This window comes from Streptomyces sp. A 4/2 (assembly GCF_940670765.1).
Lineage (GTDB): Bacteria > Actinomycetota > Actinomycetes > Streptomycetales > Streptomycetaceae > Streptomyces.
The window spans coordinates 20,316-41,258 of the sequence record NZ_CALNVW010000008.1; the positions used below are offsets into that span (position 1 = coordinate 20,316).

Annotated in this window: 17 protein-coding genes and 1 tRNA gene; 12 read left to right on the plus strand and 6 right to left on the minus strand. The window is 69.6% G+C overall.

Annotated elements, in window-relative coordinates; genetic code table 11:
* Window positions 1–110 precede the first annotated feature (110 nt).
* The 9 genes from NBY69_RS05305 (at window position 111) to glmS (ending at window position 10,298) form a co-directional block, all read left to right on the plus strand.
* Window positions 111–809: a response regulator transcription factor gene (locus NBY69_RS05305; protein ID WP_250298570.1), complete on the plus strand. Its 699-nt coding sequence runs from the start codon at window positions 111–113 to the stop codon at window positions 807–809.
* A gap of 171 nt (window positions 810–980) precedes the next feature.
* A complete protein-coding gene (locus tag NBY69_RS05310; RefSeq protein ID WP_250298571.1) occupies window positions 981–2,009 on the plus strand; it encodes an ABC transporter substrate-binding protein in 1,029 nt (342 codons plus the stop codon).
* A 3-nt stretch (window positions 2,010–2,012) separates the two neighbouring features.
* Window positions 2,013–2,861 (plus strand): siderophore-interacting protein, encoded by an 849-nt coding sequence (locus NBY69_RS05315; RefSeq protein WP_250298572.1) that lies wholly within the window; start codon window positions 2,013–2,015, stop codon window positions 2,859–2,861.
* A gap of 174 nt (window positions 2,862–3,035) precedes the next feature.
* Window positions 3,036–4,475 carry an aspartate aminotransferase family protein gene (locus NBY69_RS05320; protein WP_250298573.1) on the plus strand — a complete coding sequence of 480 codons (1,440 nt, stop codon included), beginning with the start codon at window positions 3,036–3,038 and terminating at the stop codon, window positions 4,473–4,475.
* Window positions 4,459–5,769, plus strand: a complete 1,311-nt coding sequence (locus NBY69_RS05325; RefSeq protein WP_374211212.1) for a lysine N(6)-hydroxylase/L-ornithine N(5)-oxygenase family protein — start codon at window positions 4,459–4,461, stop codon at window positions 5,767–5,769. The genes NBY69_RS05320 and NBY69_RS05325 overlap by 17 nt, the downstream gene beginning before the upstream one ends.
* Entirely contained in the window at window positions 5,766–6,305 is a 540-nt protein-coding gene (locus NBY69_RS05330) for a GNAT family N-acetyltransferase (protein WP_250298574.1), read from the plus strand. The genes NBY69_RS05325 and NBY69_RS05330 overlap by 4 nt, the downstream gene beginning before the upstream one ends.
* The gene (locus tag NBY69_RS05335; protein ID WP_250298575.1) at window positions 6,302–8,053 is read left to right on the plus strand and encodes an IucA/IucC family siderophore biosynthesis protein; all 1,752 of its coding nucleotides are present in this window, start codon (window positions 6,302–6,304) and stop codon (window positions 8,051–8,053) included. The genes NBY69_RS05330 and NBY69_RS05335 overlap by 4 nt, the downstream gene beginning before the upstream one ends.
* 136 nt (window positions 8,054–8,189) lie before the next feature.
* Window positions 8,190–8,465, plus strand: coding sequence for a hypothetical protein (locus NBY69_RS05340; RefSeq protein ID WP_250298576.1), 276 nt, complete (start codon window positions 8,190–8,192; stop codon window positions 8,463–8,465).
* 15 nt (window positions 8,466–8,480) lie between these two features.
* On the plus strand, window positions 8,481–10,298 hold the full coding sequence (glmS, locus tag NBY69_RS05345) for a glutamine--fructose-6-phosphate transaminase (isomerizing) (RefSeq protein ID WP_250298577.1): 1,818 nt from the start codon (window positions 8,481–8,483) through the stop codon (window positions 10,296–10,298).
* A gap of 141 nt (window positions 10,299–10,439) precedes the next feature.
* Here the strand turns inward: glmS and NBY69_RS05350 are convergent, their stop codons facing one another.
* Complete coding sequence (locus NBY69_RS05350; RefSeq protein ID WP_250298578.1) at window positions 10,440–10,961, minus strand: universal stress protein; 522 nt, start codon at window positions 10,959–10,961, stop codon at window positions 10,440–10,442.
* 935 nt (window positions 10,962–11,896) lie between these two features.
* Here NBY69_RS05350 and NBY69_RS05355 point away from each other — a divergent pair.
* From NBY69_RS05355 to NBY69_RS05365, 3 genes are all read left to right on the plus strand, one after another.
* The gene (locus tag NBY69_RS05355) at window positions 11,897–13,096 is read left to right on the plus strand and encodes a helix-turn-helix domain-containing protein (protein ID WP_250298579.1); all 1,200 of its coding nucleotides are present in this window, start codon (window positions 11,897–11,899) and stop codon (window positions 13,094–13,096) included.
* Window positions 13,097–13,203: 107 nt separating this feature from the next.
* On the plus strand, window positions 13,204–13,806 hold the full coding sequence (orn, locus tag NBY69_RS05360) for an oligoribonuclease (protein WP_250298580.1): 603 nt from the start codon (window positions 13,204–13,206) through the stop codon (window positions 13,804–13,806).
* A 93-nt stretch (window positions 13,807–13,899) separates the two neighbouring features.
* Window positions 13,900–13,972, plus strand: a tRNA-His gene (locus NBY69_RS05365).
* A gap of 133 nt (window positions 13,973–14,105) precedes the next feature.
* Here the strand turns inward: NBY69_RS05365 and NBY69_RS05370 are convergent.
* The 5 genes from NBY69_RS05370 to NBY69_RS05390 form a co-directional block, all read right to left on the minus strand.
* Window positions 14,106–15,152, minus strand: coding sequence for a LacI family DNA-binding transcriptional regulator (locus tag NBY69_RS05370; RefSeq protein ID WP_250298581.1), 1,047 nt, complete (start codon window positions 15,150–15,152; stop codon window positions 14,106–14,108).
* Window positions 15,153–15,443: 291 nt separating this feature from the next.
* A complete protein-coding gene (locus tag NBY69_RS05375) occupies window positions 15,444–16,919 on the minus strand; it encodes a GH1 family beta-glucosidase (RefSeq protein WP_250298582.1) in 1,476 nt (491 codons plus the stop codon).
* A gap of 242 nt (window positions 16,920–17,161) precedes the next feature.
* Window positions 17,162–18,079, minus strand: a complete 918-nt coding sequence (locus NBY69_RS05380) for a carbohydrate ABC transporter permease (RefSeq protein ID WP_250298583.1) — start codon at window positions 18,077–18,079, stop codon at window positions 17,162–17,164.
* 15 nt (window positions 18,080–18,094) lie between these two features.
* Window positions 18,095–19,087, minus strand: a complete 993-nt coding sequence (locus NBY69_RS05385; protein WP_250298584.1) for a carbohydrate ABC transporter permease — start codon at window positions 19,085–19,087, stop codon at window positions 18,095–18,097.
* Between the two features lie 198 nt (window positions 19,088–19,285).
* Window positions 19,286–20,611, minus strand: coding sequence for an ABC transporter substrate-binding protein (locus tag NBY69_RS05390; RefSeq protein WP_250298585.1), 1,326 nt, complete (start codon window positions 20,609–20,611; stop codon window positions 19,286–19,288).
* Window positions 20,612–20,943 lie beyond the last annotated feature (332 nt).

A 20,943-nucleotide genomic window follows, 5' to 3' on the forward strand; every position in this document is an offset into this window, starting at 1 on the left:
GCGGCACGGTGGCGGCGAACGGCACCGGGGGGCAAGGAAGATGAGGGCGTGAAGACACGTGAGTACATCGGTCGGCGTCCCGGCGCCGCACACGGGCGGAAGGCGGACGGGTGACGATTCGGGTGCTGGTGGCGGACGACCAGGCAGTGGTGCGGGACGGCGTCGTACTGCTGCTGTCGCAGGCCGACGACATGGAGGTGGTCGGCCAGGCGGGTGACGGGCACGAGGCCGTGCGGCTGGCCTCGGAGTCGCGGCCCGACGTCGCCATCGTCGACCTGCGGATGCCGGGGCTGGCCGGAGCCGAGGTGACAGCCCGGGTCGTCCGGGCGGACATCGGGGTACGGGTGCTCATCCTGACCACGTACGCGGACGACGACGCGGTGATGCCGGCGCTGCGGGCGGGCGCGGCCGGGTACCTGACCAAGGACGCCACCGGCGAGGCGCTGCTCGCCGCGGTCCGCGACGTGGCGGCGGGACACACCGTCCTGGACCCCGCGGTCCAGCGCCGACTGGTCCAACTGGTCGTCAGCGAGCCGGAATCCACCGTGCCGCCGCCCCCGGCCGGGCCCGCTCCCGAGGCCGGGATCCCGGCCGAGGCCGAGGGCCTCACCCGGCGGGAGGTCGATGTCGTCCGACTGGTGGCACAGGGACTCAACAACCGCCAGGTGGCCAGGGACATGGTGGTCAGCCAGTCGACGGTCAAGACGCACCTCAACCATGTCCTCGCCAAACTGGCCCTGGAGGACCGCGGCGCGCTGATCGCCTGGGCCTGGCGGTACGGGCTGGCCGACAGGACCGGCGACCGGTAGGGCGCCGACCGATCGTGCCGTGGTCCGGCACGGGTGACGTCGCCGGAGCGGGGCCGTCACCCCGTACGTCGACCGCCCCCTGGACACTAGGTCAGGTTAGGCTAACCTGACCTGAAGCTGCCCAGCGGCCACACCCCGGCACGTACGGAAAACGGAAAGCAGAGCCCCGCCATGCCCCACGCCCGCTCTTCCCACCCCTCCCGCCGCAACTTCCTCGCCGCGACCGGCGTCATCGGTATCGGTGCGGCCCTCACCGCCTGCGGCAGCAGCGATTCGAAGAGCGCGGGCTCTGCGAAATCCGACTCCGGGCCCTGGACGTTCAAGGACGACCGCGGCATCACCGTCAAGGCCGCGTCCACGCCCAGGAAGATCGTCGCCTTCACCGGCACCGCCGCCGCCCTGCACGACTTCGGCGTGGAGGTCACAGCCGTCTTCGGGCCGACGAAGACCAAGGACGGCAAGGCCGACGTGCAGGCCGGTGATCTCGACGTGAACAAGGTCGAGATACTCGGCAACGTCTGGGGCGAGTTCAACGTCGAGAAGTACGCGGCGCTCGGCCCCGAACTGCTGATCACCGGCATGTACGACAAGGGCGCGCTCTGGTACGTCCCCGACGAGTCCAAGTCCAAGATCCTCAAGCTCGCCCCCAGCGTCGCCCTGATGGTCGCGCGCACCACGATGCCCGCCGCGCTCCAGCGCCACGCCGAGCTGGCCGCGTCCCTCGGCGCCGACCTCAAGGCCAAGAAGGTCACCGACGCGAAGGCCCGCTTCGAGAAGGCCGCGGCCCGGTTGCGTGCCGCCGCCAAGGCGAACCCGAAGATCAAGGTCCTGATCGGCTCGGCCAGCGCCGACCTGCTGTACATCTCGACACCCGAACCGTCCGCGGACCTGCGGTACTTCAAGGAGCTGGGCGTCAACATCGTCGTCCCGGACAAGGTCGACAAGAGCGGCTGGTTCGAGAGCCTGAGCTGGGAGAACGCCGACAAGTACCCGGCCGACATCATCATGATGGACAACCGCACCTCGGCGGTCCAGCCCTCCGCGCTGAAGTCCAAGCCGACCTGGGGCGAGCTGCCCGCGGTCAAGGCCGGGCAGGTCATCCCGCGCTCCACGACCGACCCGATCTTCTCCTACGACAAGTGCGCCCCGGCCCTGGACGCCCTGGCCGCGGCGATCGAGAACGCGAAGAAGGTCAGCTGACCCATGACGACGGCTGTGTCCGCCCCGTTCCGTTTCTTCGGCCTGCATGTCGTACGGACCCGGCGGCTCAGCCCGTCGATGGCCCGGATCACCTTCGGGGGCGAGGACCTCAGGGGCTTCGCCGCCGGGGGGCGCGACCAGAGCCTCTCGCTCTTCCTGCCGCGTCCCGGGCAGTACGAACCCGTACTGCCGGCCGGCGACAACTGGTTCGCCGAATGGCGGGCGCTGCCCGACGGCGTACGGGCCGTGATGCGCTCGTACACCGTCCGCGAGCAACGCCACGACCCCGACGAGGTCGACATCGACTTCGCTCTGCACGGGCCGGCATCAGCTGCTGACACGGCGGATGTCGGCCCTGCCTGTCGTTGGGCCCGACAGGCCGCGCCGGGGCAGCGGGTGCGCGTACTGGGGCCCGCGACGAGCGAGAACACCGCCGTCCGCTTCCAGCCGCCCCCCGGCACCGACTCGGTGCTGATCTGGGCCGACGAGACCGCGCTGCCCGCCGCGTCGGCCATCCTGGAGTGGCTGCCCGCCGGCACCAGGGCGCGGGTCTGGCTGGAGGTCCAGCACGCCGGTGACCGGCTGGCGCTCGACACCGCCGCCGACGCCCGGATCACCTGGCTGGTACGGGACGAGGGCGCCCCCTCGGCGGCCGATGCCGTGCGTGCGGCGGAGTTGCCCGGCGCCCGCCCGTACGCCTGGATCGCGGGCGAGTCCGGTGCGGTGCGGGAACTGCGCCGCCACCTGGTGCGGGAGCGTCAACTCGACCGCAGGCACGTCACGTTCGTCGGCTACTGGCGGCGTGGGCTCAGTGACGAGCAGGTGAGGGCGGCTGCCGCGGAAGCGGCCTGAGAGACAGGTACGACCGCCGGTTCGAGAGAGGCACCACGCCGACTTGAGAGACACCCCCGCCGGGGGGAGGGCTCATTGCGACGCAGAGTTTAGTTAGGTTAGGCTCACCTAACTACGACGTCGCAGTGCCGCTCTCCCCCCTCTGTCGTTTCTCCCCCTTCCGGAGGACTGCCCATGCGCTCACACCTGCTCAACGACACCACCGCGGAGCAGTACCGCCGCACTGCGACCGCAGCAGTCGAGCGGGTGGCGGCCCAACTAGCCTCCACCACAAGACCGTTCACCGGCATCTCGCCCCAGGAGCTCTCCCCCGCCCTGGCCGCCGTCGACCTGGACCGGCCCCTCGGCAGTTCGGGCGCCGCCCTCGACGAGCTGGAGACCCTCTATCTGCGGGACGCCGTCTACTTCCACCACCCCCGCTACCTCGCCCACCTCAACTGCCCGGTCGTCATCCCGGCCGTGACCGCCGAGGCCGTGCTCTCCGCCGTCAACTCCTCCCTGGACACCTGGGACCAGAGCGCGGGCGGCACCCTGATCGAGCAGCGCCTCGTCGACTGGACGGCGGGCCGCATCGGCTACGGCCCCGCCGCCGACGGCGTGTTCACCAGCGGCGGTTCGCAGTCCAACCTCCAGGCCCTGCTGCTGGCCCGCGAGGAGGCGAAAACCCAAGACCCCTCCGTACTCAGGGTGTTCACGTCCGAGTGCAGCCACTTCAGCGTCCAGAAGTCCGCGAAACTGCTCGGCCTGCCGCCCGAGGCGGTCGTCCCGATCCCCTGTGACCGGGAGAAGCGCATGCGGACCGTCGTACTCGCCCGGGAGCTGGAGCGCTGCCGCGCCGAGGGCGCCGTCCCCATGGCGGTCGTCGCCACCGCGGGGACCACCGACTTCGGTTCCATCGACCCGCTGCCCGAGATCGCCGCGCTCTGCGCGCAGTACGGCACCTGGCTGCACGTCGACGCGGCGTACGGCTGCGGGCTGCTCGTCTCGCGCAGGCGCGCCCGCCTCGACGGCATCGAGCACGCCGACTCGGTGACGGTGGACTACCACAAGTCCTTCTTCCAGCCGGTGAGTTCGAGCGCCCTGGTGGTGCGTGACGGGGCCACCCTGCGGCACGCCACGTACCACGCCGACTACCTCAACCCGCGCTCCGCCGCCGAGGCCCGGATCCCGAACCAGGTGGACAAGTCCCTCCAGACGACCCGCCGCTTCGACGCGCTGAAACTGTGGATGACGCTGCGGGTGATGGGCGCCGACGGGGTCGGGCAGCTCTTCGACGAGGTGGTGGATCTCGCGGAGGAGGGCTGGAAGCTGCTCGTCGCCGACCCGCGCTTCGACGTGGCCGTGGAGCCGCAGCTCTCCACGCTCGTCTTCCGCTTCGTCCCGTCCGACATCACCGGTCCGGCGCTCATCGACCGCGCCAACCAGTACGCCCGTAAGGCGCTGTTCGCCTCGGGTGAGGCCGTCGTGGCGGGGACGACCGTCAACGGCCGCGCGTACCTCAAGTTCACCCTGCTCAACCCCGAGACCACCGTCGACGACATCGCCGCCGTGCTCGAACTCCTCGCCGACCACGCCGGCCAGTACCTGGGAGAGACCCTTGTCCACGCCTCCTGATCCCCAGCGGGTCCACGAATTCGCCCCGGATCCCCAGCGGATCCACGACTTCATCGCGATCGGTCTCGGACCGTTCAACCTGGGGCTCGCCTGCCTGACCGAGCCCGTCGACGGACTGGACGGGCTCTTCCTGGAGTCCAAGCCGGACTTCGACTGGCACAGCGGGATGTTCCTGGAGGGCGCCACCCTCCAGACCCCGTTCCTCTCCGACCTGGTGACGCTGGCCGACCCCACCTCCCCGTACTCCTTCCTCAACTACCTCAAGGAATCGGGGCGGTTGTACTCCTTCTACATCCGCGAGAGTTTCTATCCCCTGCGCGAGGAGTTCAACGACTACTGCCGCTGGGCCGCCGCGAAACTCCCCACGGTCCGCTTCGGGGAATCGGTCACCGAAGTGACGTACGAGGAACAGGACGCGGTGTACGCGGTACGGACCGCGACCGGCGCCACCCACCGGGGCCGCAGGCTCGTCCTCGGCACCGGGACGCCCGCGTACATCCCGGAGTCCTGCCGCGGCATCGGCGGCGACCTGATCCACAACTCCCGTTACCTGGAGGCGAAAGAGAGCCTCCAGGCCAAGGAGTCCATCACCGTGGTGGGCAGCGGACAGAGCGCGGCCGAGATCTACCACGACCTGCTCCAGGACATCGACACCCACGGCTACGCGCTGAACTGGGTCACCCGCTCCCCCCGCTTCTTCCCGCTGGAGTACACCAAGCTCACGCTGGAGATGACCTCGCCGGAGTACGTGGACTACTTCCACGCCCTGCCCGCGGGGACCCGCGACCGGCTCAACGCATCGCAGAAGAACCTCTACAAGGGCATCAACTCCGAGCTGATCGACGCCATCTTCGACCTGCTGTACGCGAAGAACCGGCGCGGCCCGGTGCCGACCCGGCTGATGACCAACACCTCGCTGGAGAGCGCCCGTCACGACCACGGCACCTACACGCTGGGGCTGCGCCAGGAGGAGCAGGGGAAGGACTTCACCCTCGCCACCCAGGGGCTGGTCCTCGCCACCGGCTACCGGTACCAGGTGCCGGAGTTCCTGGCGCCGGTGCGCGACCGGATCCGGTGGGACGAGCAGGGACGGTTCGACGTCCGGCGCAACTACAGCATCGACGCGGACCGCACGCTCTACGTCCAGAACGCCGAGCTGCACACCCACGGGTTCACCGCCCCCGACCTGGGAATGGCCGCGTACCGCAACGCGTGCATCATCCGCGAGCTGCTCGACGGCCAGGAGTACTACCCGGTCGAGAAGACCATCGCTTTCCAGGAGTTCGCCGCATGACCGCGCTCGCCACCGATCAGTTCACCTTCCGTCCGCTGGATCCCGGCTCCGACGCCGGGCTGGTGCACGGCTGGGTCACGCACCCCAAGGCCGCCTTCTGGCTGATGGGGGACGCGAGTCCGGCGGACGTCGAGCGTGAGTACCGGTCCATCGCGGCGGCCGAGCACCACGACGCGTTCATCGGGCTCCACCGGGGCGTCCCCGCGTTCCTGATGGAGCGTTACGACCCGGCGCACGTCGAGCTGAAGGGGCTGTACGAGGCGGAGCCCGGCGATGTCGGCATGCACTTCCTCGTCGCGCCGGCCGACACCCCGGTCCACGGCTTCACCCGCGCGGTGATCACGGCGGTGATGACGGAACTGTTCGCGGATCCGGCGACGCGCAGGGTGGTGGTGGAACCCGACGTACGCAACGAAGCGGTCCACGCCCTCAACCGCGCCGTCGGCTTCGAGACCGTGCGCGAGATCCAGAAGCCCGAGAAGACCGCCTGTCTCTCCATATGCACCCGCGCCGTGTTCGAAGGAGGCCGTCGATGACCTCGCATCTCACCCCCGTACTCTGGGCGCAGGCCGAACGGCTCCTTGTCCGCAAGGCGCTGGCGGAGTTCTCGCACGAGCGGCTGCTGTCCCCACAGCCGCTCGGCGAGAACACCTACGCGGTACGCAGTGACGACGGAGCGACCGAGTACCGCTTCACCGCCCGCCTCCGCGCCCTCGACCACTGGCAGATCCCCGCCGAGTCCGTCACCCGGCACCGCGGCGACGCCGAACTCCCGCTGGACGCGCTGGAGTTCTTCGTCGAACTGCGGGACACCCTGGGGCTGAGCGAGACGGTCCTGCCGGTCTACCTGGAGGAGATCTCCTCCACCCTCTCCGGTACGGCGTACAAACTCACCAAGGAACCGGTCACGTCGGCCGAGCTGGCCACGTCCGGATTCCAGGCCATCGAGACCGGGATGACGGAGGGACACCCCTGCTTCGTCGCCAACAACGGGCGGCTGGGCTTCGGTTCGGACGAGTACCTCGCCTACGCGCCGGAGGCCGCGAACCCGGTCCGGCTGATCTGGCTGGCCGCCCGCCGCGACCACGCCACCTTCACCTCGGGCGCCGGACTCGACTACGCGTCGCTGATCCGCTCGGAGCTGGGCGAGGAGACACTGCGCAGGTTCGCGGAGACCATGGCCGGTCTCGGGCTCGACCTCGACACGTACCTCCTCATACCGGTCCACCCCTGGCAGTGGTGGAACAAACTGTCCGTCACCTTCGCCGCCGAGGTGGCCCAGCAGCGCCTCGTCCCGCTCGGGCCCGGCGACGACACGTACCTCGCGCAGCAGTCGATCCGTACCTTCTTCAACACGAGCGACCCGGCGAAGTACTACGTCAAAACGGCCCTCTCGGTGCTCAACATGGGCTTCATGCGCGGGCTCTCCGCCGCGTACATGGAGGCCACACCCGCCATCAACGACTGGCTCGCCCAGCTCGTCGGGAACGACCCGGTGCTGAAGGCCACCGGGCTGACGGTCATCCGCGAGCGGGCGGCCGTCGGCTACCACCACCGGCCGTACGAGGCGGCGACCCGGAAGGGTTCGCCGTACCGCAAGATGCTCGCCGCGCTCTGGCGCGAGAGCCCGGTGCCCACGCTGGAGCCGGGCCGGCGCCTCGCCACCATGGCCTCGCTGCTGCACACCGACCGGGCCGGGGCGTCCTTCGCCGGGGCGCTGATCACCGAGTCGGGCCTGGCGCCCGCCGTCTGGCTGCGCCGCTACCTCGACGCGTACCTCACCCCGCTGCTGCACAGCTTCTACGCCTACGGCCTGGTCTACATGCCGCACGGCGAGAACGTGATCCTGGTGATCGAGGACGGCGTGGTGCGCCGGGCGGTCTACAAGGACATCGCCGAGGAGATCGCGGTCATGGACCCGCAGACGGCGCTGCCGCCGGAGGTGGAGCGCATCCGGGTGGACGTCCCGGACGACATGCAGCTCCTGTCGATCTTCACGGACGTCTTCGACTGCTTCTTCCGCTTCCTCAACGCGACGCTGGCCGCCGAGGGCGTCCTGGACGAGGACACGTTCTGGGCGACGGTCGGCGACTGTGTACGGGAGTACCAGGCGTCACAGCCCCAGCTGGCCGATAAGTTCCGCCGGTACGACATGTTCGCGCCGGAGTTCGCACTGTCCTGCCTCAACCGGCTCCAGCTCCGGGACAACCAGCAGATGGTGGACCTCCAGGACCCCTCGGGCGCTCTCCAGCTCGTCGGGACCCTGAAGAACCCCCTCGCGTAGCCGGCTCCGGCCCGCGAGGGACCGGCGCCCGGAGAACGGTCTCTCCGGGCGCCCATCACTCACTCTCATGGCCCAGACCTGCCCGATATCGGGCAGAAATCTTGCAAAAGGTCAGCGCCCGACCCAATATCGACGGGTGCTCGCATCCCGTCCGTCGTACGACGACCTCATCGACCACCTGGTGCGCAGCACCGCGCTGCAGCGCGGCGAGGCCGCCCGGGTGGTTCTCGACGTGCTGGCCTACTTCGACGAGACGACGGAGGAGTTCGTCCGCCGCCGCCATCGCGAGCTGAAGTCCCGCGGACTGACGAACCCGGACATTTTCGAGCAGATCTCGGTCGAGTTGCCTCATCGTGCGGTGGCACCGCCCGAGCTCTCCCTGCGGCAGCTGCGCCGCATGATCTACGGCTAGGACTCAAGGAGCGATATGTGCGGAATCGTCGGGTACATCGGCAAGCGTGATGTGGCACCGCTGCTGCTGGAAGGCCTGCAGCGACTGGAGTACCGGGGTTACGACTCCGCGGGCGTCGTCATCTCCTCACCCAAGGCCCCCGCGCTGAAGATGGTCAAGGCCAAGGGCCGCGTCCGCGACCTGGAGGCCCGGGTCCCCAAGCGCTTCGCGGGGACGACCGGCATCGCCCACACCCGCTGGGCCACCCACGGCGCCCCGAGCGATGCGAACGCGCATCCGCACCTGGACACGGAGAACAAGGTCGCCGTCGTCCACAACGGCATCGTCGACAACGCCTCCGAGCTGCGCGCCCGCCTGAACGCCGAAGGCGTCGAGTTCCTGTCCGAGACCGACACCGAGGTACTGACCCACCTCGTCGCCCGCTCCCGCGCGGAGACGCTGGAGGAGAAGGTCCGCGAAGCGCTGCGGGTCGTCGAGGGCACGTACGGCATCGCGGTGATGCACGCCGACTTCCCGGACCGCATCGTCGTCGCCCGCAACGGCTCCCCCGTCGTCCTCGGCATCGGCGAGAAGGAGATGTTCGTCGCCTCCGACGTGGCGGCCCTCGTCTCGCACACCCGCCAGGTCGTCACCCTCGACGACGGCGAGATGGCCACCCTCAAGGCCGACGACTTCCGTACGTACACGACCGAGGGGTCCACCACCTCGTCGACGCCGACCACCGTGGAGTGGGAGGCCGAGTCGTACGACATGGGCGGCCACGACACGTACATGCACAAGGAGATCTCCGAGCAGCCCGAGGCCGTGGACCGGGTGCTGCGCGGCCGGATCGACGACCGGTTCTCCACCGTGCACCTGGGCGGGCTGAACCTGGACGCCCGGGACGCGCGGGGCGTACGCCGGGTGAAGATCCTCGGCTGCGGCACCTCGTACCACGCGGGCCAGATCGGTGCGCAGCTGATCGAGGAGCTGGCCCGCATCCCCGCGGACGCCGAGCCGGCCTCGGAGTTCCGCTACCGCAACCCGGTGGTGGACCCCGACACGCTGTACGTGGCGGTGTCCCAGTCCGGCGAGACGTACGACGTGCTGGCCGCGGTGCAGGAGCTGAAGCGCAAGGGCGCCCGGGTGCTCGGCGTGGTGAACGTGGTCGGCTCGGCCATCGCGCGCGAGACCGACGGCGGGGTGTACGTGCACGCCGGGCCGGAGGTCTGTGTCGTCTCCACCAAGTGCTTCACCAACACGGTGGTCTCCTTCGCGCTGCTCGCCCTGCACCTGGGCCGGATCCGCGACCTGTCGGTGGCGGACGGCAAGCGGATCATCGCGGGGCTGCGGAAGCTGCCCGGCCAGATCTCCGAGATCCTGGACGGCGAGAGCGAGATCGAGAAGCTGGCGGTGGACTACGCCGACGCCAGGTCGATGATGTTCATCGGCCGGGTGCGCGGCTACCCGGTCGCCAGGGAGGCCTCGCTGAAGCTCAAGGAGGTCTCGTACATCCATGCCGAGGCCTACCCCGCCTCGGAGTTGAAGCACGGCCCGCTCGCGCTGATCGAACCGGCGATGCCGACGGTCGCGATCGTCCCGGACGACGACCTGCTGGAGAAGAACCGGGCCGCGCTGGAGGAGATCAAGGCGCGGGACGGACGGATCCTCGCGGTCGCGCACCAGGAGCAGCCGAAGGCGGACCACACGATCGTGGTGCCCAAGAACGAGGACGAGCTTGACCCGATCCTGATGGGGATCCCGCTGCAACTGCTCGCCTACCACACGGCGTTGAAGCTGGGCCGCGACATCGACAAGCCGCGGAACCTGGCGAAGTCGGTGACGGTCGAGTAGGAATCCACGGAACGAAGCCTGCCCCGGTACGCGACCGCGCGTACCGGGGCAGCTTGCGTACGAGGGACCACACGTACGGGGACGCCGTACGCACAGCGGCAGTTGACGCCCCGTCAACCGCTGGATGCGGGGCGTGCGGCTTCAGGGAATGACGATCACCGGGCGCTGGGCACGCCGCGCGAGCCGTCCGGCCACCGAGCCGAAGATCCGCCCGACGATCCCGTGGGTCGAGCCCACCACGATCGCGTCGGCCGAGTACTCCCGGCCGACCTCCTCCAGCTCGTGGCAGATGTCACCGCCGCGCTCGACGAGGATCCAGGGCACCTCGGCCAGGTAGTCCGCACAGGCCAGTTCGAGGCCGAGCACTTCGGTCCGGTGATCCGGCACGTCCACGAAGACCGGGGGTTCGCACCCCGCCCAGACCGTGGTCGGCAGCCGGTTGGCGACATGGACGATGATCAGCCCCGAGCCGAGGCGTACGGCCATGCCGATGGCATACGCGAGTGCCCGCTCACTGGAGGTCGATCCGTCGAAACCGACGACGACCCCGTGCCTGAAAGCGGGATCACATGCGTGACGTGGTTCTTCCGCCGCATGGAGTTCGGCCGAGGGATCGGCGACCTGCTTGCGGTCCGCGGGTTCAGAGAATTCGTAACCGGCCATGGGTATCTCGGCGAAGAAGATCCTCTTGGGAGGGAACGGCAGTTGGCGGTGGAGCTGTGTCTCCGGTGGAGCTGTGTCCGGGAATCATCTTCCCAAGCCCATACCCTCCAGAGTACGGCGACACTCCTTTCCTGCCCACTGCCCGCCGATCCAGTCCGGCGTTCCAGGGAGCATGCCCGAGCAGGCCGGGAAATGGCAATGCCCGTTGGCATCTACAGTTTCCCACTCCGCCGGAGGACTCCGCCTCCCGGACTCCCGTCCGGCTTCCGGAGCGCTTGAGTCCGGCTGGAGGGCGGCTCGCGCCCGGCTCAAGAAGTGCGGCGGTTCGGGGGTCGCACACCGGGCCGCTCCCCCGGCGCGCCGCTTCCGCCGCGCACCGGCTGTCACCGTGCCTGCCACCGTGCCGGCCGGAGCCGCGTCGCGGCCGGATCGGACCCCTCGGAGAGCGGTTCCCGGCGGCGCCGGGCGGGCGATCGGGGCCGGGAGCGCACCAGGGCGGCTGTCACACCGGGCGGAGTGCGCCGGTTGACTGACTGATTCGCACGCACACGCCCGTTGGTTTTCAGCCAACTTATGTGCACCACCCCGACCTTGGCGGAACGGTACGCCAACCCCGGTGCCACCAGGGAAGAAAGGACCAACGGTGGCTCCCGCACCCTACGGGGACGGGCCATGCGCGTGACGCCCACTTCCCTGGGGGCTTCTTGAGTGAAACGCTTCGTGATCGAATGCTTCGCGCCAAGTTGCCTTGTCGACATAGTGCCGTCGGGCGAACTTGTCACGCCGGCACCACGGAACACAGTAGATTCGATCATGGGTAGGACGGCGGGGGATCTCGTTCTGGACCGAGGGGCCGTGACGATTAGAGGCAGTGTGCAGGAGCGACAGTCCCGACAAGAACAGGGAGCCGCGAGCACCGAGGGGGGCTTAGCACCATGAGCCAGGGCCAGGACTCCAGCGCCACGACGGAGACCGCAAGAAAGCTTTCCGGGCGTCGCCGCAAGGAGATCGTCTCGGTGCTGCTCTTCAGCGGCGGCCCCATATTCGAGAGTTCCATTCCGCTCTCGGTCTTCGGTATCGACCGGCAGGACGCCGGAGTTCCCCGATACCGACTACTCGTGAGCGCGGGCGAGGACGGCCCGTTGCGCACGACGGGTGGACTCGAACTCACCGCGCCGTACGGGCTGGAGGCGATCAGCCGGGCGGGCACCGTCGTCGTACCGGCATGGCGTTCGATCACCTCGCCGCCACCGCCCGAGGCACTTGACGCCCTGCGCCGGGCCCACGAGGAGGGCGCGCGCATCGTCGGCCTGTGCACCGGCGCGTTCGTGCTGGCCGCAGCAGGACTGCTCGACGGCCGGCCCGCGACGACGCACTGGATGTACGCGCCGACGCTCGCGAAGCGCTATCCGTCGGTGCACGTCGATCCGCGTGAGCTCTTCGTCGACGACGGCGACGTGCTGACCTCGGCCGGGACCGCGGCCGGGATCGACCTGTGCCTGCACATCGTCCGTACGGACCACGGCACCGACGCGGCAGGGGCGCTGGCCAGACGGCTGGTGGTGCCTCCGCGCAGGACCGGCGGGCAGGAGCGCTACCTCGACCGGTCTTTACCCGAGGAGATCGGCTCCGACCCCCTCGCGGAGGTCGTGGCCTGGGCCCTGGAGCATCTCCACGAGCAGTTCGACGTGGAGACCCTGGCCGCGCGCGCCTACATGAGCCGCCGTACGTTCGACCGCCGCTTCCGCTCACTGACCGGCAGTGCGCCGCTCCAGTGGCTGATCACCCAGCGGGTGCTCCAGGCGCAGCGGCTGCTGGAGACCTCCGACTACTCGGTGGACGAGGTCGCGGGCCGCTGCGGCTTCCGGTCGCCGGTCGCGTTGCGCGGCCACTTCCGGCGCCAGCTGGGTTCGTCCCCGGCCGCGTACCGGACGGCGTACCGGGCCCGGAGGCCGCAGAGCCCCGAGCCACCCGTGGTGGCCGACGCGGTGCCGCAGGCCCGCCGGACCCCCGCCGCGAGCCAGGTGTCGGGCCCTCCGGCCGCCTCACCGGCCCTCCCCGACCCCGGAAAGCCGGGCTCGGACCTGTACGCCCCCGGACGCCCCACGGTGCCCGGACAGCGGAGCGCGACGTAGGAGCGTGCCGCCCGGCCCCGACGGGCCGGGCGGCCGTTCGTACCGTTCGGTCGGCTGTTCGTACCGGCCGGTCGGCTGTTTGTACCGGCCGGTCTAAGGTGGGGGCCATGAACGATCGCATGGTGTGGATCGACTGCGAGATGACCGGGCTCTCGTTGACGGACGACGCACTCATTGAGGTGGCCGCACTGGTCACCGACTCGGAGCTGAACGTGCTCGGTGAAGGGGTGGACATCGTGATCCGCCCGCCCGCCGAAGCCCTGGAAACCATGCCCGACGTGGTGCGGAAGATGCACACCTCGTCGGGCCTCCTCGACGAGCTCGCCGGGGGCACGACGCTGGCCGACGCCGAGGCGCAGGTGCTGGCGTACGTACGCGAGCACGTCAAGGAGTCGGGCAAGGCCCCGCTGTGCGGGAACTCGGTCGGTACCGACCGGGGCTTCCTGCTGCGGGACATGGCCCAGCTGGAGGGCTTCCTCCACTACCGGATCGTCGATGTCTCGTCGATCAAGGAGCTGTCCCGGCGCTGGTACCCGCGGGCGTACTTCAACAGCCCGGAGAAGAACGGCAACCACCGGGCGCTGGCGGACATCCGTGAATCCATCGCGGAGCTGCGCTACTACCGGGAGGCGGTCTTCGTACCGCAGCCGGGGCCGGACTCGGACACCGCGAAGAAGATCGCGGCGAAGTACGTCCTGCCTGCGGATTAGGACCTTCCGGGACCCGCCGGAAAAGGCGGGAGCGAGCACCCTCCCGGACCCTGTACACTTTTTCTCGGCCGGTCGGAAACGACAACGGTCGTGGTGGGTATAGCTCAGACGGTAGAGCACCTGGTTGTGGTCCAGGATGTCGCGGGTTCGAGTCCCGTTACTCACCCTGTTGGAACTGAGGCCCGGCTTGCGCGAGCAGCCGGGCCTCAGTCGTACCCCCGTGCACTCCCCACGCGCCGCCCGACGCCTGGGTCAGGGACCGGGGAGTGCCGGACGTCCGACTCCCCGGCCGCCCCGCCTCACGAACTGAGCCGGGGCACCAGATCCGTCGGGAGCACCACCTGCGTCCGCTCGACGGCGTCCGCCCCCGCGCGGCGGGCGGCGATCTCCGCGAGCAGCAGCCGGGCCATGGCCCGGCCCATGTCCTCGATCGGCTGGCGCACGCTCGTCAGCGGCGGGTCCATGTGACGGGCGATCACCGAATCGTCGAACCCCACCAGGGCGACGTCCTCGGGCACCCGCAGACCGCGCTCGCGCAGCACCTGGCGGGCGCCCGCCGCCATCACGTCGGACGCGGCGAAGACGGCGTCCAGGTCCGGCCGGCGTTCGAGCAGCAGCTCCATGCCGCGCCGGCCGCCCTCCTCGGTGAAGTCGGCCTGCGCGACGAGCGCCTCGTCGCTGTCGACGCCCGCGGCGGCGACGGCCCTGCGGTAGCCGTCGAGGCGGCACTGCGCGCCGTACACATCGAGCGGCCCGGTGATCGTCGCGATGACGCGCCTGCCACGGGAGACCAGGTGCCCCACGGCGCTGCGCGCGCCCTGGTAGTTGTCCGAGTCGACGGACGGGAGCGTCTCCCGGTCGGAGCGCCGACCGCTGACCACGGCCGGGATGGCGAGCTGTTCCAGCAGGTCGGGCAGGGGGTCGTCGGCGTGCACGGAGACCAGCAGCACCCCGTCCACCCGGTGCGCGGCGAGGTACTGGGCGAGCCGGTCGCGCTCGCGGTCGCTGCCGACCAGGGTGAGCAGCAGCTGCATCTCGGTGTCGGCGAGCGCCGCGCCCACGCCCCGGACGATGTCCGAGAAGTACGGCTCGGCGAAGAAGCGGGTCTCCGGCTCGGGGACGACCAGGGCGATGGCGTCCGTACGGTTCCCGGCGAGTGCGCGGGCCGCGCGGTTGGGTACGTAGCCCAGCTCGGCCACGGCCGCTTCGACGGCCTCGCGGGTCTGCGCGCTGACCCGGGGTGAGCCGTTGATGACACGTGAGGCCGTGCCGCGCCCTACGCCGGCCCGTGCCGCGACCTCTTCGAGCGTGGGCCGCCCGCCGCTCCGTACTCGCGCTGCCGCCATGGCTGCCTCCCGTTCGCGGTCAATTTCTCACAGTCGGATAAACCGAGCCAAGTCCGGTCCCCGGCTCCCCCGACGTGCACCGGGGCCGCGTACCGCTTCGGTCGCACCAGTCTATGGGAGCGCTCCCAATCCATGGGGCGGGGCGGCCCGCCGGACGTCCCGTTCCCGAACGCGGACATCCCGTTCCCGAACGCCGGAGACCCGGCGCGAAGGCCGGGTCTCGTGAGGATGAGCGTGACTGGAGCGGATCGGTTCGGTTCGGTTCAGGCAGGGGCAGGGGCAGGGGCAGGGCTATCCCGCGTCGGTGGCCGGGGGCAGCGCGTGGCGGCGGATCACGTCGGCGTACCAGTGCGCGCTCGCCTTGGGGATCCGGCGCTGCGACGCGTAGTCCACGTAGACCGCGCCGAAGCGCTTCGAATACCCGTACCCCCACTCGAAGTTGTCCATCAGGGACCACAGGAAGTAGCCCCGGACATCGGCGCCGTCGGCCACGGCCCGCTGCACGGCGGCGAGATGGCCGTGCAGGTAGTCGATCCGCTCGGGGTCCGCGACCCGGCCCTCGGGGGACACGTAGTCGTCGAAGGCAGCGCCGTTCTCGGTGACCATCAGCGGCAGGCCGGGGTGGTCCCGGGTCACGTCCATGAGCAGGCTGTACAGCCCGTCGGGGTCGATCGCCCAGTTCATCGCGGTGCGCTTCTTCCCCTCCGCGAGGTGGAAGGCGACGTGCTCGGAGCCGGTCCACGGCGAGTGGTCGCTGTTGCCGTGGCCGTCGTCGCGGGTGTCACCGGCACCGGAGACGGGCGCGGAAACCAGTGTCGGGGTGTAGTAGTTGACGCCCAGCACGTCGACGGGGCGGGAGATGGTGGTCAGGTCGCCGTCGTGCACCAGCTCCGACCAGTCGACCAGGCGCGAGGTGTCGGCGATCAGGTCCTCCGGGTAGGCGCCGTTCAGGATCGGCCCGGTGAAGATCCGGTTGCCGACCCCGTCGATCCGGCGGGCGGCGTCGGCGTCGGCCTCGCTGCCGGTCAGCGGACGGACCTGGTGCAGATTGAGGGTGACCGAGACCTGTGCGGCAGCGGGGAGTTGACCGCGCAGGACCTCGACCGCCCGGCCATGGGCGAGGTTGAGATGGTGGGCCGCCCGGAGCGTGGCACCCGGCTCGGTGCGTCCGGGAGCGTGCACTCCGGAGCCGTAGCCGAGGAAGGCGGAGCACCACGGCTCGTTGAGCGTGGTCCACATGCCGACCCGGTCGCCGAGGGCTCCGGCCATGATGGCGGCGTAGTCGGTGAACCGGTCCGCGGTGGCGCGGGCGGGCCAGCCACCCGCGTCCTCCAACTCCTGTGGCAGGTCCCAGTGGTAGAGGGTGGCGACCGGGGCGATGCCCGCTTCGAGCAGTTCGTCGACGAGCCTGCGGTAGAAGTCCAGACCGCGCTCCACGGCCGGGCCGCGGCCGGTGGGCTGGACCCGCGACCAGGAGACGGAGAAGCGGTAGGCCTTCAGCCCCAGCTGCTTCATCAGGGCCACGTCGCCACGGTAGCGGTGGTAGTGGTCGGCGGCGATGTCTCCGGTGTCGCCGTTGCGGACCTTGCCGGGGGTACGGCTGAAGGTGTCCCAGATGGAGGGCGTGCGACCGTCCTCGGCGGCGGCGCCCTCGACCTGGTAGGCGGCGGTGGCGGCGCCCCAGACGAACCCGGTGGGGAATCCGGTCGGGGGGTCCGTCGTCTCGGGAGCCTGTTTCGGGGTGGTGTCGGATCGTACGGCAGTCATGCGGGAGCGCTCCCAGAGGTCGGCGAACACGGGCTGTTGAGCAGGGGCTGTACGAGGTGGTTGTACGGAGTGGGCCGGACGGCGTGGTTGTACGGGGGTGGGGCGGACGGGGCAGGGCGCGGGGCGGACTCCCCCGCCCGCCCGTACGGCCTGTGGTCAGGCACAGGCCGTACGGGCAGTACCGGGGCCCGTACCTGAGGCGGCCGGGTGGAAGCGGGCGGGCCGGGACGGGTGACGGGGTCTCACCCCTTCACGGCGCCCGACATGATGCCCCCCACGATCCGCTTGCCGAAGAACACGAACACCACGAGCAGCGGCAGCGTGCTGATCAGCGCGCCCGCCATCACGATGCTCTGGTCGGGCGTGAAGGAGGCGTTCAGCTGGCCGAGGGCCACCTGAAGGGTCGGGTTCTGCTGGTTCAGCGCGAGGTAGGGCCAGAAGAAGTCGTTCCACGACTGCACGAAGGTGAGCATCCCGAGCACCATCATCGCGGGGCGCGCCACCGGCAGCACCACGCTCAGCACGATGCGGAAGTTGTTCGCCCCGTCCAGTTTGGCCGCCTCGACGAGTTCGTACGGCAGCGCCTCCAGCAGGTACTGCCGCATGAAGAACACCCCGAACGCGCTCACCAGGGTCGGGAAGATCACCGACTGGAGATTTCCGCCCCAGCCGAGGTCGGACATCATCATGAACAGCGGGACGACGCTGAGCTGCGGCGGAACGGTCAGCGTGGCGATGACCGCGGTCATCAGCCAGCCGCGCCCCCGGAAGCGCATCTTGGCGAAGGCGTATCCGGCGAGGGTGCAGAAGAAGAGCGTCGCCGCGGTGATGCAGGAGGAGACGATGATGCTGTTGACGATCGCCTTGCCGAGGTGGGCCTGGTTCCAGGCCGCGTCGAGGTTGTGCAGCAGCCGCCCGCCGGGCAGGAACGGCGGCGTGGTGTTCAGTACTTCGTCCTGGGTGTGGGACGCGGCCACCAGGGTCCAGTACAGCGGCAGGATCGAACCGATGCCGACGACGATCAGTGCGATGTAGGCGAAGGGGCCACCCTTCATCTGCTGGCCGGCTCGCTCCTTGAACCGGCCTGGTTTGGGGGGCGTACCGGTCGCGGCCTGCCGGACGCGGAGGTCCGGGGCGTCGGTGGGGCTGGTCATGGTCATGGATATCGCTCCCGGTCAGGCCGCGGACTTGCGGACGAAGCGGCCGATGAGCCAGTTGATCGCGGCGATGAGCAGCAGCAGCACGAGCATCGCCCAGGCCACTGCGGCGGCCGGACCGAGATGTCCCAGGTTCCAGCCGTAGTTGTAGAGGTAGATACTGAGCGTCTCGTACTGGTTCTCCGTGCCGCCGGTCGCTCCGATGGCGCCGCCCTGCAGCAGCAGCGGCTCGCCGAACAGCTGCATGGAGCCGATGGTCGAGATGACGATCGTGAAGAGGATCGTCGGCCGCAGGGAGGGGATGGTCACCTTGCGGAACTGCTGCCAGCGTGAGGCGCCGTCGATGGACGCGGCCTCGTACAGATCGGTCGGTACGGCCTGCATCGCGGCGAGATAGATCAGCGTGTTGTAGCCCGTCCAGCGCCAGATCACGATGACGGAGATGGCGATCTTCGAAGTCCAGTGCCCGTTGGCCCAGTTGGTGTGGCCGAGACCGATGAAGTGCAGCAGCCAGTTCAGCACGCCGCCGTCGGCCCGGAAGACCAGGGCGAAGACGAGAGCGGCGGAGGCGACCGAGGTGGCGTACGGGGTGAGGATGAGCGTCCGGAAGAAGGTACTGGCCCGCAGTTTGTAGTTCAGCAGATGGGCGAGGCCCAGCGCGACCAGCAGCTGCGGGACGGTCGACATGACGCCGATCAGGAAGGTGTTGCTGACCGCCGTCCAGAATTCGGAGTCCTGAAGGATCTTCGAGAAGTTGTCCCAGCCGACCCACTGCATCTGGTCCAGGCCGGTCATCTCCACCCGGTGCATGGCGATCCAGCCGGTGTAGACGAGCGGGTAGAGGCCGAAGGCCCCGAAGACGAGGAAGAAGGGGGCGATGTAGGCGTAGGGCGATGCCTTGTCGTCGAAGCGCCACAGCCGGCTCCGCCACTTCTGCCGCTGGGCAGACGTCGGTCCGGAGCTGCGGGGAGGTGGGGCGTGCGTGTCCCGGGTGGGTGTCGAGGTGGCCACAGGCGGGAGTCCTTCCCTGGGGTGCGCCGGTCCGGCGCGGTGGGCGGACCGGTCCGGCCCGGTGCGTTGCGGTGCGGCGGTGTCGGAACGCTGGTCCATGTGCGGTGCCCGGCCCCGGGGTGTCCGGCCTGGTCGGCCGGGCACCCCCGGGAGCCGGCGCTGACGCGGGGGCCCGGAGTCCGCCCGCGTCAGCGGTGCTCAGCCGACGGCCTTGTCGATCACCTTGATCGCGGCGTTCCAGGCATCGGCGGAACTGGTGTGCCGCTGCTCCATGTTGAGGATCTGCTTGGAGAAGTCGTCCTTGATCACGCCGTCCTTCGGGCCGAGCACGGCCGCCGGGATGGTCGAGGCTTCGTCCGCGTAGATCTTCCCGATCGGCGCGTCGTTGAAGTACGGCAGCTTCGCGTTCTTGACGTCGGGGAGCTCCCACGCGCCCTTGTTGGACGGGAAGACGCCGATCGCCTTGAACACCGCGGCCTGCTGCTCCGGCGCGGTCAGCCACTTGACGAGCGCGCTGGCCTCGGCCACGTGCTTACCGCTCTTGGGGATGGCCAGGAACGAGCCGCCCCAGTTGGCCGAGGTCGTGCCGGGCGCGGTGGTGATGTCCCACTTGCCCTTGTTGGCCGGGCCCGCGTCGGTCGAGATCTGACCGGCCATCCACGCGGGGCAGGCCACGGTCGCGACGGTGCCCTTGCGTAGCGCGGGGACCCAGGTGTCGGGATCGAACTGGGCGAGCCCCTGGGAAAGCTTGCCGGCAGCCGCCTGGGAGGCCAGCCCCCAGGCGTCCTTCACGCTGGCGCTGGTCTCGTAGATCGGCTTGCCGCTCGCGTCGTAGTACTGCTGCTCGTTCGAACTGACCACGGCGTTGAACATCGCGCTCGCGGAGTCCATGAAGTACGTGCCCGCAGGCGCGTGCTTCTTGTACTCGTCACCGAGCTGGAGGTAGGCCTTCCAGCCGCCGGCGAGCTTCTTGGCGACGTCTTCGCGGTCGGTCGGCAGACCGGCCCGCTGGAACAGGTCCTTGTTGTAGCAGAGCGACATCGGGCCGATGTCGGTACCCGCGCCGATCACGGCACCGCTGGAGGTGGTGGCCTGCTTCTCCTTCCAGGACACCCAGTCGTTGACGTCGATCACCTTGCTGAGGTCGACGAACTGGTCCGCCTTGGTGTCGACGACCTCCTTGATCCGGCCGACCTCAAGACCCTGCACATCGCCGAGACCACTGCCCGCGTTCAGCTCCTGGAGCAGCTTGGGGTAGTAGACCTCCTCCTGAGCAGTGGTGTTCTCCTTGACCGTGATGTTCGGGTGCAGCTTGTGGTACTGGGCGAAGAGACCGGCTTCCTTGTAGCCGAACTGACCGTAGTCGGCGACGGTGAGCGTGATCTTCCCGTTCGCGTCGGAACTCTTGCCGGAGTCCGAGTCGCTGCTGCAGCCGGCCAGCAACAGGGCCGTGGCCGTCAGGCCCGTGGTGGCTATGACCGCGGCTCTGCGGCGTCGTCCGCCGACGGTGCGGGTGATACGCATTCCACTACTCCTTGTTCCAGGGGGGACTGGCGTTCGTAGACCGTGCGAGGCGAGGGGGGAGGTACGGGCAGTGCTGTACGCACGGGAAACGGGCCCGTGCGGCATGGGAGCGCTCCCATGCGTCGTTGCCGGAAGGTTGCTTCCTCGGAGGGGTGGGTGTCAAGAGTTGAAGACGGTTCCGTTGCCCGAGCGTGTCCTGCAAGTCACGAGAACGTGTCCGGCGCGGGCCTTGCCATGACGGGAGGGGCACTCGCGCCGCCGCCCGGAGCTGGTGAATTCCCGCAGGCCAAAGGGGTGATGACGGTTCGCGCACGCGGCCCTCGCCGGGACAG